Raw genomic sequence first — 15720 nt, forward strand, 5'->3', positions numbered from 1 at the left:
TATGTCTTTTGTCGGACATTAATGATAAAAAATAAAAGCTTGCATAAGAATAATACACAACTCTCGCAGCAAAACCTCGTTACCAATGTTTAAAAACACGAAAAACAATCAAATTTCAATTAAAAGCTACTTTTAATTAAGATAATTTTATCCCATATAAAATAAAGTTTTATCTTTGTAGCCTTATTACATGCAAAATATGTTTTCTAAAGCTTGCGAATACGGTATTAAAGCATCTATTTTTATTGCTATAAACTCTTTTGAGGGTAAACGCGTGAGCCCTAAAGAAATAGCACTAGAAATAGATTCACCACAGGCCTTTACCGCGAAAATTTTACAAGCCTTGGTAAAACACAATATCGTAAACTCTGTGAAAGGTGCTCATGGTGGTTTTGAAATGGATAAAAACAAAATTGCCAACGTAAAACTTAGTCATATTGTAAATGCCATTGATGGCGATTCTATTTACAAGGGTTGTGGTCTGGGTTTACATACTTGCAATGAAGCGCATCCTTGCCCTGTACACGAAAAGTTTAAAACCATTCGAGACGAGTTAAAACACATGCTAGAGCACACTAGTTTAGAGGAATTAGCACTAGATATAAAATCTGGCACTTCCTTTTTAAAAGTATAAAAAAAATTTGAGTATAAATAGGATAAGAATATCCGAAATAAATAAATAGTTATGGAAACATTACAAAAAGATTCAGAAAAACAAATTGCACAATTTGTAGCCGAAGATTATAGAACAGCCGCAGTATTTTCAAAATATAAAATAGATTTTTGCTGTAACGGGAATAGATCCATTCAAGAAGCTTGCGAAAAAAAAGGAATAGATAGTGCAATTTTAATAGATGAACTTCATAGCGTTTTAAGCGTTAAAGGAGAACAGTCTATAGATTATAAATCGTGGCCATTAGATTTGCTAATCGATTATATTGAAAAAAAACATCACCGCTATATTGAGGAAAAAACACCTGTATTACAACAGTTTTTAAATAAATTATGCCGTGTACACGGTGAGCGTCATCCAGAATTACACAAAATAAACGAACTGTTTACCGCATCGGTAGGCGATTTGGCATCACACTTAAAAAAAGAGGAACTTATATTATTCCCTTTTGTAAAAAAATTGGTTGCTGCTAAATTAAAACAAACCGCAGTAGAATCGCCACAGTTTCAAACGGTTGAAAACCCAATTGAAACGATGATGCAAGAACACGATAACGAAGGGGAGCGTTTTAGAGAAATTGCTGAACTTACAAATAATTACAACCCGCCAGCAGACGCCTGTAATACCTACAGAGTAGCCTTTGCTATGTTGGAAGAATTTGAAAAAGATTTACACCTACACATCCATTTAGAAAATAACATTTTATTTCCTAGAGCTATAAAACTAGAGCAACAATTTGCTTAGCAAAAGTCAATTTTTATCTGTTTTGTAAATTATTCCAGAAGGTTATTCAATTAATCATCTGGAATTTTTTTTATAACATTGTTATTGGCATTATTTCAAGCTGACTCACTCTTACAAATGAATTTATAAAGCTAAAAAAAATAATATGATGCTTAAAAAGCTCACAATTGTATGTTTAATTAATTTTTTAATCGCCGCCTTAATGGGTTTGGCGCTACGCTATTCGTTTATTGGTGATATCCATGTGAATTATCGGTTTCTAACTCATGCTCATTCGCATGTAGCCATGTTAGGCTGGGTGTATTTAATGCTTTACGCTTTATTGGTTTATTATTTTATACCAGTTAAACATCAAGTTTTTAATTTTTTGTTTTGGCTTACAGAGATTTCGGTAATTGGGATGATGATAAGCTTCCCCATTCAAGGCTACGCTACCATTTCCATAACATTTTCAACCTTACATATTTTTTGCAGTTACTACTTTGTGTATTTAATTTGGAGACACCACAAAACCAAGTCGACCGCTACCTCGCGCTTATTAAAAACATCTCTGTTGTTTATGCTTATGTCTACCTTGGGGGTATGGTGTCTTGGCCCTGCTGTTTCCATGCTTGGGCAAGCTTCGGCTTTTTATCAAATAGCCATACAATTCTTTTTACATTTTCAGTTTAACGGCTGGTTTTTAATAGCGGTTATTGCTGTGTTTTTTCATTTTCTAAACATTCCCGATTCTAAACTTTTTAGGGCGTTTTTTGCATTACTCATACTATCAACCCTACTAACATTAGCCTTACCTGTGCAATGGCATGCGCCGCATGTCGTGCTGCTGTGGATTAATGGATTTGGCGTTTTCCTGCAAGTCTTCGTGTTATTTTTATTTTTCAAACTAATAAAACCTAAGCTTCAATGGCTTAAACTTAAACAAAGTAAACTGGTATTTTATACCTATGGTTTTGCTCTGCTTTGTTTTAGTTTAAAAATAGGCCTTCAATCTTTATCAGTTTTTCCAGAGTTTGCAGCAGTAGTTTATAAACACCATAATTTTGTAGTCGGCTTTATTCATTTAGTTATGCTCGGTGTAATATCGGGCTTCCTGTTTTCTTTTATTTTACAAAGCCAATTAGTTCAATACACCAAAAGTCTTTATATTGGTATTTATATTTTTATTATTGGTTTTCTTTTAACCGAACTATTATTGGTTATTCAAGGTGCCAAGTTTTATTTTGGTTACGGGATACTATCTCAGTATTACCTATTACTTTTTCTTTTTAGCATCTTATTGCCACTAGGAATTGCCTTTTTATTATTCAATATTATAACCTGTAAAAATCATGCAACAGAAACCACAAAAACGACATAAAGCCTTACAACCTTTAAGCCGAGAACATCATTTTGGATTATTACTCTCTTGGAAAATACGCTCTGGATTTAGTAAGAATATTGCTCCAGAACGCATCAGGATTTATGCAAATTGGTTCTATGAAAATCATTTGATTCCGCATTTTGAAATGGAAGAAACACACATTTTCCCTATTTTAGAAGAGAATCACGAGCTCATAAAAAAAGCTTTGGCAGACCATAAACGCATAAAACAATTGTTTGCTGAAACTGCTAATGATACCAAAACATTAAGTAAAATTGAACAAGAACTCGACCAACATATTCGGTTTGAAGAACGGATACTCTTCCCAGAAATTCAAAACATAGCTACAGAGGAAGAATTGCTTCAAATTGAAAAAATTCATCAAACAGAAGCCTTTGAAGACAAGATAGATGATGAATTTTGGAGATAACTCATGCTTTTCTCAAAAATTACTGGTTAGACATAACGTTTGGGCTATGAGCAGTGCGTCAAAAAAAAAGGACTCATTTTCAAGCTAGTACTCACTTTATAAATATACAACTGCTTTTAGATTTAGCACAAAACCAAGGATTGCTTAAAGCATCGTGTTGAGTGTAGTGTTTTGTATAAGCTACTCTTCTCCAGTAAGAGTTATTAGGTTTTTAATTTCTTCAGCGGTTAAATCGCTCTCGGACAGTTCTGTTCTACTAAAGTATCTGAAATTAATATTTATAATATCAGAATTAGGTATAACTAAATACCGACTTTCTATTTGATAATAATCATTAATAGAACCATTATCCTTTTCCAAATACCGTCTAATTGGATATTTCAGATGGATAGCTTCGAGGTCTCCATTGCTGTCGATATAATAGTTGAAATATTCACCCGTATAAAGAATATTTCTTCCATTAACTTTGCATAAAACATTAATAATCTTATCTGTTATTTCTTCAAAGTCATCAGGGACGTCTGGAAAATCTAAACACTCTCCTGTAAATATGTAATGCCATTTATTTGAGAATCTTAAATACCTAATTGATTTGTCATATCTCAACTTCCTGATGACTTTTTGAATTCCGTATCCAATCAAAAATGAAAAAGTAAAAACTGAAAAATTGTAGAAGAAAATAGGATAAATAAACTCTCTTAATTGGTTAAAACTTTTCCCAACTGTATTTTCCGAAGTTACTCCTAATATGAGATTGCCTAATTGATTAAAATCAACGTAATAATTACTTAACCTTTCAATCAAAGTGATTGCAACAATATGAATTGTCAATGAAGGAATTATTGACCAAGTTAATTCATTAATAAGATTTCGATTAGGATTACGGACACTTAATTTGGAAGAGTTAAAGGCAATTCTCGATAGAAAGCCTGGGGCTAAAAGAATAAAAATAAGTATAGATGTAAATGCAATATTCATTTACTATCCGAGCTCCTTGATGCGATAATATTTGTTACCTATTTTTACTACTTGTCCTTTAGAGCTATTTGCAGAAAGCTTATGAGCAATTCGAACAATAGCACTACGAACTTCTGGAGTATTAACTTTAGAAGCTTTTTCTTCTTTATCTTTTCCTTCTATTTTTTTTGCTGAAAGAGTTGCCATAACTTTTTGATTATAAAGTCAAATATAACATAATTTTCATTATTAAGCAATTGTATTCGTTAATTGCTTCTTCACATTAAACACAACATAACTGTATTTTTAATAAAAGTTATACTTCTGAATTAGGTTAGGCTTCATTTGTTGTTTTATCATTTTTTTAAACTTAAACTTCAGGTAATTTTAGTTTTAAAAAACGAGAAGCCCTAAACATAATAAATGCCCTTTCATTCTAAATCTAATAAAACCACATAGAAGTTGGTTTTTAAAATTCTCACACCCTAAAACAATTCAATTATTTTATTCAGGCTATAAAAATCTAACAAGGCATTAGGTCTATAATTTACAATAGTGAAATTTCAAGAAAAAAAATCTTCGGGAATATTAGGGTAACAAAAGATAAGTTCGCTTTATATAAGTGCAAACGTATAATTTAAAGCACTGTTATAATGAAGAATTTATCCAAATTACTACTTGTTCTATTTGTTTTTACCAACTTATTTTTTGCCATGGCTCAACAAGAGCCATTAGAACACAATTATTTTCAGGTCGCTCCAAGAGTGGGTTACGATTTTCCAACTTATAAAAACAACACACCCTACATCGATTATAAAGGTGGCTTGGATTTAGGGTTTTCCTTAGACTATTACTGGAACTGGTTTGGCTTAGGTGCCGACGTAGATTACATAAAAAACGTGCCTAAAAGTACCTACCCAACTTCAAACCTTTTTGCAAGCGATATATCGGTGCCAATAAGTGCGACCAGCTTAACAGAAGATAAGATAACACGTCTGTTTTACGGTATTGGCCCCAATGTTCAATTTAGGCATAAAAACGGAAAGTTTACTGCAGAATTAAATACACGTGCAGGACTAGCTTCTATAAAAGGCGGCAGAACCTATTTAGAAGGTACAGCAACCACCTTAACGGGCACAAATACATATCCACTAAATTTTCATGCTGGGTATAAAGATGCTGCCGTACTTTCTCTTAAAGGTCAACTGCGTTTTACTTATTTCTTTAATAAAAATTGGGGGATTCATGCCGGTGGTTATTTTATGCAACATTTTGGCGTTAAAGAATTAAACGAATCCGGGATTTCAGCAGGTTATAAAACATTTAGAACGGTTACCAATGCAGATGAACCAGCAACCAATTGGTTAGGCGAAACGCTGTCTAGAGAAGAACCCTGTGATTGTGATATTTCGTCTATTGGAGTTTTTGCGGGATTAACTTATAAATTCACAAAACCTAAGGCCGAACCTAAAAATATTTGTCCAGTTTGTAACAACAATCATACACCGCATTGTTGTGCCACTTGTGGTTGCGGTTTAACCATAACTGCTAAAGACAAGTTTTCTGGCGAAGTGCTACCAAATACAGCCGTTGTTTTAAAAGACCTTAACGGAAATATTGTTCAAAGTGGCACTACCAATGCCTTTGGTGTTATTGTGTTTAACGATGTTATTGATGACCACTATACCATAAGCGGAAAACTTTACGGTGTTAATCTAGAAGATGAAGCTATTGAAAAAGATGCCTTTACAAGCTGCAAGGAAACAGGACATCACATTCAAAAAACAATTTATTACACTAATGAAAACTTTATTCTTAAAGGTCATGTGACAGAATGTAATAATAACGAACGTTTACAAGGCGTAGATATCGCACTTACAGATCAAATAAATGCCACAGAAAAACAGAGCCTTTCTGATGCCGAGGGTCATTTTATTTTTCATTTAAAACAAGCCTCAAGGTTTACACTAAAGGGTAGAAAAGACGGCTATTACTCCAACAAAGTAGAGGTTTTAACAAGCTCATACAACCGAAATCAATCTTTATTTATCGCTTTCGAAATGTGTATCGACCCTTGTGGTAAAGCCATAAGTTTAGACCATATTAACTTCGATTTAGATAAAGCTGAAATATTACCAGCTTCCATTCAAGATCTAGAGCGTATTGTAAAGCTGATGCAGGATAACCCCAATATAAAGGTAGAAATGTCTTCGCATACCGATAGTCAAGGCTCCGATGAATACAATAGATTATTATCGCAACGTCGTGCCGATGCAACCGTAAATTATATTGTAAACAGAGGCATCTCTAAAGATCGATTAATAGCCCGTGGTGCTGGTGAAAGCGAACTAAAAAACACCAAATGTAAAGATAACGCACCCTGTACAGATGATGAGCACCGCATCAACCGAAGAACCGAATTTAAAGTGGTGTGTTTTTAATACCGTTCATTTTAATTTGATATCTCACATTAACCTCAACAAGGCAGCCGATTGCTGCTGCCTTGTATAAAACTTATAAATCATGACAAATATAGAACTCGTACCACAGCGTTCAATTTTAAATATAATCATTAATAACACATTCAAGATAGCCTGCCTTTTCATTTTGCTATTAAGCCTATCCTGCAGTAACGAAGAAGCTTGTGCTTATTTACCAAACACTGAGCCAGACCCTTCTATTCATTGTAATTTACAGTCTGAACTTAATTTATCAACCGGCATTGATGTTGGTGGTAACGTTATTCCCCCAGGGAAAGGCATAATAGATCCTTTTTGGCGCGTTATTAATAATCCGCCCTTATTAAATTGTACTAGTCCATTAGTTTCTACAATAAATGGTAGTGCCTACCTTATTAATTTCGCTAATTTTGGTGCCGATGCATGGGTGAACCAAACAGGCACTACCACTTTAGCGCCCATAGATTTAGGCACAAGCGATTCGTTTGGCTGTAATAATGCACTAAATAATGAAGGCGTAAGAGTGCCTTATGTGTTCGAGAGACCTTTTTGTATTATTGAAGACACTTGTATCGATTTTAATTTTAGTTTAAAAGGAGACGATCAAGTGTATTTACAACTTATAGATAATGCTACCAACGCTGTATTATCTACTAGCCCAACTTATATTTGGACCAGTACCGAAGCGCAAAACTGGACGGAATCAAATCTATGTCTATCTGCTGGAAGTTATAGCATACGCGCTTTTTTAGTGAATACCAATGCTATTGTTCTAGGATTTTCAATGCTTGGTAATTTAACCACAGGCAATGGAGACGCCTCTATTTCTAACAATATTGAAGGTTGTTGTGTAAACAACGTGATAAGTGTTTTAAATATTTTGGAGGAAAATTGTGATGGTAAATTTGATAGCGGTAGCGATCAATTAGGAAGCGGTTGGACCTTTAATTTAAAAGATGCTTCTGGAACTATTATCAGAACAGAAACTACAGACGCCAATGGCGATGCTTTTTTCTCTGGCTTAGCAAACGGGACTTATACCATCGAAATAGTAAATCAAACAGGTTGGCTGCCATCTAACCCCACAACAGGAACGGCTACGGTAACGGTCTCTAATAATCAAGTAGAATTGCTGCAGTTTTTTAATTGTAGAGCGTAAAAAACGTTTAAAAATTAAACTTGTAACCCAAAACCCATCTGTTTTATTTGATGGGTTTTGGGTTTATTAATTCAGGATAACGAATTAAAAATCTTTCTTTTTTGATTTAAATACAATTCTTGTCACTGGTAAAATTACCCAAACTGTTAGCATCATAACAGATACGATTAATCCGAAATCTGTTCCGAAAAACTGTTTAAAAACCGCTCCTGTATAACCTAGTAATGCCGAAATATCTAATTTTAAAAGAATAAGTGTTCTTGATAAATCGATAGGATTTAGCATGGTACCAATTAACGATAGTTTATCTAACGGGTAATCGTCAAACATCACTAAAGTCATTAAAAACAAACCGTCGTAAATAATTGCTAAAAACAGCCACAATAAGATAGCGTAACCAAATCCTTTAATTTTATTTTCGTTAGATAAGGCAATATTAAAAGCCAAAGCTGTAAATATTAGTGTTAAAAATGTACCTGTAATTAGGAGTAACGAAAAATCCCAAATCGCACTGCTTTCAAACAAACCATAAAGTGCAAACGGAATGCCTAAACCCAAAATTAAACTCATGGAAAGCGATAACGCGACACCTAAATACTGGCCTAAAAATATGGACGATCGCTTTAAGGGTTGCGCGAGTAGTAACTCGGTAAATTCTTTGGAATCGTAGTAGTACATCACACCAAAAATGGTGCCAATTAAAGGCACTAAAACGATAATGACATTCATTAAGGTAATCACAGCTTTAGATAAATCATTGTTTAAAAACAAGAGCGAGATACCAAGCAATAAATAAAAAGCAAAATAGACGTAACTCCAACGGCTACGCATTAAATCGTAGAAACTATATTTTAATATTTTAAGCATGATTTTCTGTAAGTATTGATGCTATGGCATGTTCGAAATCGGGTTGATTGGTCTTGTTTTTCAGTTCTAAAATCGTGCCTTTAAAGTAAATTTTACCTTCTAATAAAAACACGATTTCGTCTGCAACTTCTTCAACAAAACTCATAATGTGCGATGTAATCAAGATGGTTTTCCCCTTGGCTTTTTCGGCTTGAATTAAATCTTTTAATCGGATGAGCGAAATGGGATCCAAACCCGTTGTTGGTTCATCTAAAATAATTAATGGACTATCGAACATAAAGGTTAATACCAAGTTTACCTTTTGTTTTGTGCCTCCAGAGAGGTTGCCTAGTTTTTTATCTAGAAAAGGTTCCAATCTAAAAAGCTTTATTAAACGCTCGTCTTCATCGGTGTTTTTACGTAAATCCTTAATCATTTTGATTAATTCTTTCACCTTTAAATTACTAGGAAAGTTAGCGATTTGTGGTAAGTAATCAATTTTATATCTATAATCTGAATTTTTCTTTATGTCGTCACCAAGTACAGAAATATGACCTTTATTTGGAATCACCATACCTAAAATAGATTTTATTAGCGTGGTTTTTCCCGAACCATTTGGACCGAGAACGGCAAAAATGCCGCCTTTATTTATAGTTAAATCTAATCCACTTAGCACTTGATTTTTGCCAAATTTTTTGTGTAAATTTTCAATAATTACCATGTTAGCTTTTTCATTTGTGGGTTGTTATCCAATAAATCGTCTGGAGTGAAAACTGGCGATACTTTTTCAGAAAAATCAATAATATCTATAAACATACTGCGCAGTAAAATAATAGTCTCTGGTGTACGGTTTACAATGTAAGAAAAGAGTTTTACGGGACGGTAAGGGATGTCTCCAATACCGTCTTTATCAAGGTCGTAACCCGTATAACTGCTCCAATAGTTTTTATCGAATTCATTATCGTTAACCTTGCTATTATAGGCCACATCGAAGGAATTATACAAAAAGTTGTTTTCTGTAAATATGTTGGTATAGCATGCTCCTTTTACTTTAATGGCCCAGCCATTATTCTCAAAAGTGTTCTTTTTGTAATTAATGCGGTTAGAACCTTCTACGTTAATACCAATGGTGTTATTTGTAAAGGTATTCCCTTCAATTTCGCCATCGTTAATTTCTTTTAATAACAGGCCGTAAGAAGCGGTTCCCCAATTTTCTTTAAAAATGTTGTTGTACATTTCGATTCGTTTTGAAAACATCACGGCCACTCCGGCGCCATTATTTTCAAATACATTGTCTTGGTATACATCATCGTTTGAGAACATAAAGTGCAAACCGTAACGCACATTTAAAGAGCTGACGTTGTTTTTAATGGTACAAAAATCTGAAAACTCTAAATAAATACCATCTCTAACATGCTGTACAAAATTATGTTCAATTTCAACATTTTTACTGTACCACAGCTGTATGCCGTTGCCCGAATTATACTCTTCTACAGCATCGCCAATTATTTTATTATGAAAGACTTTTCCGTCTCTAGATTTTTCTATGTAAATACCAAAAAATAGTTTTTCTAACACTAGATTTTGAATGAGGAAGTTTTTACTGTTTTTTACCCGAATGGCGGCGTAATCTGAGGTGTAACTATTACCAACATTTATTATGAATAGACCGTCGACCGTAACATGATCTGAAATAACCGTAATAATTTCGCCTTGAGACTCCCCATCTATTACAGGATAATTTTTACCAATGATCGTTAAGGGCTTATTTACAATAACATTATGCTCTTTGTAAGTGCCTTTTTTTACCACGATGGTATCGAAATCTTTGGCTTGCGCAATACCTTCTTTTAAAGTTGAAATGGGACAGGTTTTACACACTTCTATGCTTTGAGCAAAGGTGGTGTTCGTTAATAAAACAACTGCTAAAAAAACGAATAGATGTTTCATTTATCTAATCCTTGAATTTTACAAGCAAGGTTTCCCAACTGTATAATTGGCCGCCTTTTTCTGCTTGAAACTTTTCAGCCTCAGCTTTGTTTTTAAAGGCAGATAGGAATGCTCCCATAGGACTAGGAATGTTTTCGCTAATTAAAAAGGTAGCTTTTGTCGCATCAATAAGGGCTTCTGGCTCTGTATAGTTATTGGATAGGTATAAGGCGATTTCCGAAGTATCGAATTCATCCATAAAATTAATCATGCATTCTGTGGCATCAAACATATAAACTTTACCTTTTTTAGTTACAATTTGAGCGGCATGAACTTTATCGACAATAGTCATTTTACAAAAATAACAAGTATCACTACCATAATTTATCTTTTTTGGAGCCACCTCGCAACTAAAAAGTAAGAACACCAAAACCATTAGACTTATACCTTTCATAATTAATGTAGTCTTTATTGTTTTAAAATAATAATGTATTTTTTGCATGATTTTTAGAACTTTTATAAATAATTGTATAATTATGCTTTTGTTTGCCTTAGGCTTGCTTTTCTGCCCATCCAAAAAGCAATAAGGGTTAAAAACATCCCGATAAACATCAGGTATCCTCCTATATGAGGTAAAGAAGTAACATCAAAGTTTAATAATTTTTGAAAACCTAATAAAGGCGGTTTATAGGACATTGGTGTGCCGTCGGGATTGGTGATTTTTATTATGGCATTAGGATCTAGATTACTACCGTAATCGATTAACCAATTATTAAAATCGTACATACCTAATATACCTAAAACGGACATTAATAGAAACCATCCTAAAAACAATTTGTAATTTATTTTTTCAAGATAACCAAATATACCAATAATTACGCCCAATATCACCATGGTTAAAACAACCTTAGGAAACACTGAGAATTCCCACATTTCGTCTGGTTTAGGTATGGTTTTCATACCTATGTAGTGGTTAAGGCCGTCGATATTCTGCAAATCAAATTCTTCTACACCCTCAATACCATCTATATAAATATTCATTCCTAATGGTTCTGGATATTGTGGTGCACCAAGCATGATATTCCACAAAGGAAATTTAAAAAGTCCTAATAACAGTAACGAGCCTATAATCATTATAATGCTAGCCTTTTTCATGGTACTAAATGTTTTTTGTGAAATTTTTATAAGGATTCTGTATGAAGCGGTTTATAATCATACAAATAGTAAGGCGAGAGCGATAAATCTACTCTCGCCTTATATTGGGAAAATAAACACTAAAACAAAATTTCCCTATTTGTATTTGTCTGAGAACTTATTATATATCGTCACCTAAAGACCAAGATAATTCGATGTTAGAATCTTTTGGAGACACACGCACATAGCCTTGCATTTCTTGGTGTAGCGCAGAGCAGAAATCTGTACAATAAAATGGCCATACACCAACTTGCTTTGGCTCCCAAGTTAACGTTCTTGTTTGTCCTGGAGCTATTAATAATTCTGCATTATTAGCGCCAATTATAGCAAACCCGTGTGGCACATCAAAATCTTGCTCTAAATTAGTGATGTGAAAGTAAACCTTGTCTCCTACTTTTACACCCTCAATATTATCTGGTGCAAAGTGACTGCGTATTAAAGTCATGTAAACATGTACGTTTTTACCATCTCTAACCACTTTAGTTTCACCTTCGTTTGTCGCTTTGTGCGGGTGTTTGTTATCGGCTAGCTTATAAAATTTCAGCGAATTTTCTTTGATTATTTCGGCTGGAATAGCTGCGGCGTAATGTGGTTCACCATGGGTTGGAAAATCTAAAAGCAACTCCATTTTATCTCCAGAAATATCATATAACTGCGCCGAGTGCTCCATTTCTGGCCCTACTGGTAAATAGCGATCTTTGGTGATTTTGTTCATAGCAAACATGTATTTGCCAAAAGGTTTTCTTGAGTTTCCTCCAGGAATTGTCAAGTGTCCTACAGAATAGTACGTTGGTTTCCTATCGATAACTTCCCAAGTTCCCAACTTCCATTTTACAACTTCTGAAGAAATAAAGAAGGTTGTATAGGCATTACCTTTACCATCAAACTCGGTATGTAAAGGGCCTAATCCTGGTTGCTCTACAGAGCCTGCTAAAACATCTTCAAAATTTAAAATTGGTATGCCGTAAGCATCACCAGCAAATTTCTCGTTCTCTATAGCATCAAGCATTTTAGTAAAGGAATGAACCGTTAAGTTCGCCGATAATTTTCCATTACCAACAATGTATTCTCCAGAAGGATCGACATCACAACCGTGAGGTGATTTTGGTGTTGGCAGTAAATATACGGCTCCAGGAACTTCTGAAGGATTTACAACCCTTACTTCCTTTTTCATTGTAGAAGTTACAATGTGAGTAGCTTCATCAAGTAAGTTATGTGCATAATTTGCAGGCATCATAGTACCACCGCCATTATTTACATATTCTTCAATTTTTTTCCAGTTAATGGCTGCAATAAAATCTTTATCGTTTTGAGAGGCATTAACCTCTAATAAGGTGTTTGCTTCTTCTGTATTATAGGTGGTAAAGAAGAACCACCCATGAGATTTCCCACGTCCAGGGTGTGACAAGTCGTAATTAAAACCTGGCATTAACACTTGAAACTTAATATCCATATGCCCATGTTCTGGATCTACAGAGATAAAAGTTAAAGCCCCTTTAAAATTCCCTTTGTAGTCTTTAATAGGCATGTCTCTTTGTGGTACGGGTACAGAAAAACGCGTTCCCGCCACAACGTACTCGGTGTTTTCTGTAATAAAAGAAGAACTGTGATTACCTGCACTATTAGGTACTTCAATAATTTCCTCTGTTTCAAACGATCTTAAACTAACTCTAGCGATACGTGGTGTATTGTTTCCGTTAATAAAAACCCAACGCCCATCTAATTCGCCATTAGTTTGAGAAATGTCTGGGTGATGCGAATCGTCCCAAGGTATAAAACCATAAGAAGTTTCTAACATTGGCTTGGTTTCTTCAGAATACCCATATCCGTTTGTTGGAAACTGTGAAAATACTGGGATTTCTTTAAACATTCTTCCAGATGGCAAGCCGTAAACCGTAAGGTTACCACTGTATCCGCCAGAGATAAAGGCATAATGGGAGTCGTGCTCGCCTGGGGCTACATATACTTTTTCGGCTATATTATTTGATAAGGCTCCGTTTCCTCCAGATTTCCCAGAGTTATTACAACTTGTAAATGCTACAAGAAGGCCTAAAAATAAGGTTGATTTTAATATATTCTTCATTTTTATTTAGTTTAGATTAGTGTTTTTGTTATTCGGTAGGAGGTAGTAATACTTTATCAATAACGTGCACCACACCGTTTCCTGCAGGTATACTCGCTATAATTTTTGCCCCTCCAATAATGGGTTCATCGTCTATCACTTCAACTTGTACATAAGCATTATTTGCTTGTCCTAGTTTTTTAAATCTCTTTAAAAAGTCTTTAGAATAGTTCCCCGGCGTTACATGGAACTTTAAAATATTGGCCAAAGCCGCTTTATTCTCAGGTTTTAATAAGTTTTCAACAGTTCCTTCAGGCAATGCAGCAAAAGCCTCGTTTGTTGGTGCAAAAACCATTAAGGGCCCTGCATTAACTAAGGCGTTTTCTAATTGTGCAGCTTGAACCGCAGCAACTAAAGTTGTGTGGTCTTCAGAGCCTATTGCAATTTGCAGCACATTAGGTGTAGAGCCATCATCTTCAATAAAAGCCTGACCTGTTCTTTCTGGAGACTCCTTTTCGGTTTGTTCAGTATTGGGCGTCGATGTTTCTTCTTTTTCTACATTTTTGCAGGAAAAAATCAATGTTAAACAAGCAAACCCAAAAAATAGAAATTTTAAAGTTTTCATAGAATAGTGGTTTTTATTTGAATTAGAAATATTAAAGCGTTCTATAATATTCTAAAATAGCACGAGCTTCTTCCTCAGTAAGGTTTTGGTTTGCCATTGGCGAGCCATTAAACTCAATTAATAATTCTTTAGCTAATGGGTCGTTTTTAACCATACCTTCAGGATCTAAGATCATGTTCATTATCCATTCTGGGGTACGTCTTTCCATAATACCTTTGGGAGCGGGTCCAATAAACTTTTTATCTGGTCTGTGGCAAGCGGTACACATGGTTTTGAACACCTCGGCACCTTTGGCAGCCATGGCAGAATTTATTTCTACATCTAAGGTTACTGAGGTAATAGGCCCTACACCTTTGGTTGTTAAATCTACTCTTTTAGAAGGCGGCACTTTATCTGTTTTTTTCGTCACAGATTTCTCTGCCGGAGCTTTCTTTTGATATGTGAATCCTTCTTCTTTTTTTTCTTCCTTACCCCCGCAACTTAAAAGTAATGTTACGAATAAAACGGTCGTTAATTTTAGTAGTGTTTTCATCTAGTTCTGAAGTTTAATTACATTTTTATATAACAAATATAATGCTTAAAGATACGCAAAAACATGATATTTATCATAAAAAAGACATATTAGTCCTATTTTATTTTCAATAGACCCCTTGTGTTTTTAACCAAAAGAACATCAACTAATTACACCAAAACAAACTAAATCCCACAATCTTTTTAAGTTAAAAATACACCCTAAAGAAAGGCGCCCAAGCATCGGCATAAATACTCTTGCTCTTATCGTACAACACATCGTATCGCACACCAAAAGTGATGTTGCCGCTTCTGTATCCCGCTCCAAAAAACAAAGCCGGTACCCAATAGGTATCCCGCTCCAAATTTAAATTAATATCATAGCGCCTGTTAACGTGAAGATTCTCAAATTCGGTAGAGAGCTGTAATTCATTTATCACATTAAATAAGCCCAGTACACTACCGCCCAGTATGGTAGATTTATACGCATTCTTTTGCTTGTTAAATGTGGCGTTAAACCCCAAGCCTAAGGCAAAATTTGAATCGAATTGATAAATGGCACTAGGAGCTACTGTCCCACTAAAATAAGCATCACCAAAGCTTAAACCAATACCTCCACCAAACCTTACATGATCCCAAAAATCGTTTGTCTGTTGTGGTTTTTGTTGTGCGACTGCGAGGCTAACCGAGAACACAAAAAATAAAACCTTAACAATTTGTCTTATATTTAGAGATAAAGTCATACTTATTTTTAAATTTCTAGTAATTC

General features: G+C 34.5%; 17 protein-coding genes. 6 read left to right on the top strand and 11 right to left on the bottom strand.

Translation table 11 applies throughout. The features are described 5' to 3' along the window. The first annotated feature begins 199 nt into the window (after positions 1–199). From FEZ18_RS05425 to FEZ18_RS05440, 4 genes are all read left to right on the top strand, one after another. Positions 200–634 (top strand): RrF2 family transcriptional regulator, encoded by a 435-nt coding sequence (locus tag FEZ18_RS05425; RefSeq protein WP_153269057.1) that lies wholly within the window; start codon positions 200–202, stop codon positions 632–634. A 51-nt stretch (positions 635–685) separates the two neighbouring features. Further along, positions 686–1417: an iron-sulfur cluster repair di-iron protein gene (gene ric / locus FEZ18_RS05430; RefSeq protein WP_153267369.1), complete on the top strand. Its 732-nt coding sequence runs from the start codon at positions 686–688 to the stop codon at positions 1415–1417. 145 nt (positions 1418–1562) lie between these two features. Next, positions 1563–2777, top strand: coding sequence for a hypothetical protein (locus FEZ18_RS05435; RefSeq protein WP_228122882.1), 1215 nt, complete (start codon positions 1563–1565; stop codon positions 2775–2777). Then, positions 2749–3210, top strand: coding sequence for a hemerythrin domain-containing protein (locus FEZ18_RS05440; protein ID WP_153267370.1), 462 nt, complete (start codon positions 2749–2751; stop codon positions 3208–3210). The genes FEZ18_RS05435 and FEZ18_RS05440 overlap by 29 nt, the downstream gene beginning before the upstream one ends. 180 nt (positions 3211–3390) lie before the next feature. Here FEZ18_RS05440 and FEZ18_RS14660 read toward each other — a convergent pair whose 3' ends face one another. Together FEZ18_RS14660 and FEZ18_RS05450 are read right to left on the bottom strand one after the other, a co-directional pair. Further along, entirely contained in the window at positions 3391–3816 is a 426-nt protein-coding gene (locus FEZ18_RS14660) for a hypothetical protein (protein ID WP_228122884.1), read from the bottom strand. 375 nt (positions 3817–4191) lie between these two features. Next, positions 4192–4374 (bottom strand): hypothetical protein, encoded by a 183-nt coding sequence (locus FEZ18_RS05450; RefSeq protein WP_153267372.1) that lies wholly within the window; start codon positions 4372–4374, stop codon positions 4192–4194. Between the two features lie 446 nt (positions 4375–4820). On the opposite strand from FEZ18_RS05450, the gene FEZ18_RS05455 reads away from it, so the two are divergent. Together FEZ18_RS05455 and FEZ18_RS05460 are read left to right on the top strand one after the other, a co-directional pair. Next, positions 4821–6608: an OmpA family protein gene (locus FEZ18_RS05455; protein WP_153267373.1), complete on the top strand. Its 1788-nt coding sequence runs from the start codon at positions 4821–4823 to the stop codon at positions 6606–6608. Between the two features lie 82 nt (positions 6609–6690). Continuing rightward, a complete protein-coding gene (locus FEZ18_RS05460) occupies positions 6691–7785 on the top strand; it encodes an SdrD B-like domain-containing protein (protein ID WP_153267374.1) in 1095 nt (364 codons plus the stop codon). Positions 7786–7869: 84 nt separating this feature from the next. On the opposite strand, the gene FEZ18_RS05465 is transcribed toward FEZ18_RS05460, so the two are convergent. The 9 genes from FEZ18_RS05465 to FEZ18_RS05505 form a co-directional block, all read right to left on the bottom strand. Further along, complete coding sequence (locus FEZ18_RS05465) at positions 7870–8652, bottom strand: ABC transporter permease (RefSeq protein WP_153267375.1); 783 nt, start codon at positions 8650–8652, stop codon at positions 7870–7872. Then, complete coding sequence (locus FEZ18_RS05470; RefSeq protein WP_153267376.1) at positions 8645–9352, bottom strand: ABC transporter ATP-binding protein; 708 nt, start codon at positions 9350–9352, stop codon at positions 8645–8647. Before FEZ18_RS05470 ends, FEZ18_RS05465 begins: the two co-directional genes overlap by 8 nt. After that, a complete protein-coding gene (locus tag FEZ18_RS05475) occupies positions 9346–10581 on the bottom strand; it encodes a nitrous oxide reductase family maturation protein NosD (RefSeq protein ID WP_153267377.1) in 1236 nt (411 codons plus the stop codon). The genes FEZ18_RS05470 and FEZ18_RS05475 overlap by 7 nt, the downstream gene beginning before the upstream one ends. A 4-nt stretch (positions 10582–10585) precedes the next feature. Then, complete coding sequence (locus FEZ18_RS05480) at positions 10586–11062, bottom strand: nitrous oxide reductase accessory protein NosL (protein ID WP_228122886.1); 477 nt, start codon at positions 11060–11062, stop codon at positions 10586–10588. A gap of 32 nt (positions 11063–11094) precedes the next feature. Beyond that, on the bottom strand, positions 11095–11715 hold the full coding sequence (locus FEZ18_RS05485) for a hypothetical protein (RefSeq protein ID WP_153267378.1): 621 nt from the start codon (positions 11713–11715) through the stop codon (positions 11095–11097). A 160-nt stretch (positions 11716–11875) separates the two neighbouring features. Next, positions 11876–13837, bottom strand: coding sequence for a Sec-dependent nitrous-oxide reductase (gene nosZ, locus FEZ18_RS05490; protein WP_153267379.1), 1962 nt, complete (start codon positions 13835–13837; stop codon positions 11876–11878). Positions 13838–13865: 28 nt separating this feature from the next. Beyond that, positions 13866–14441, bottom strand: coding sequence for a fasciclin domain-containing protein (locus tag FEZ18_RS05495; RefSeq protein WP_153267380.1), 576 nt, complete (start codon positions 14439–14441; stop codon positions 13866–13868). A gap of 31 nt (positions 14442–14472) precedes the next feature. Beyond that, complete coding sequence (locus FEZ18_RS05500; protein WP_153267381.1) at positions 14473–14973, bottom strand: c-type cytochrome; 501 nt, start codon at positions 14971–14973, stop codon at positions 14473–14475. A 187-nt stretch (positions 14974–15160) separates the two neighbouring features. Continuing rightward, positions 15161–15694 carry an alpha-ketoglutarate decarboxylase gene (locus FEZ18_RS05505; protein ID WP_194269520.1) on the bottom strand — a complete coding sequence of 178 codons (534 nt, stop codon included), beginning with the start codon at positions 15692–15694 and terminating at the stop codon, positions 15161–15163. Positions 15695–15720: the final 26 nt, after the last annotated feature.

It is taken from the genome of Oceanihabitans sp. IOP_32 (assembly GCF_009498295.1).
Classification (GTDB): Bacteria; Bacteroidota; Bacteroidia; order Flavobacteriales; family Flavobacteriaceae; genus Wocania; species Wocania indica.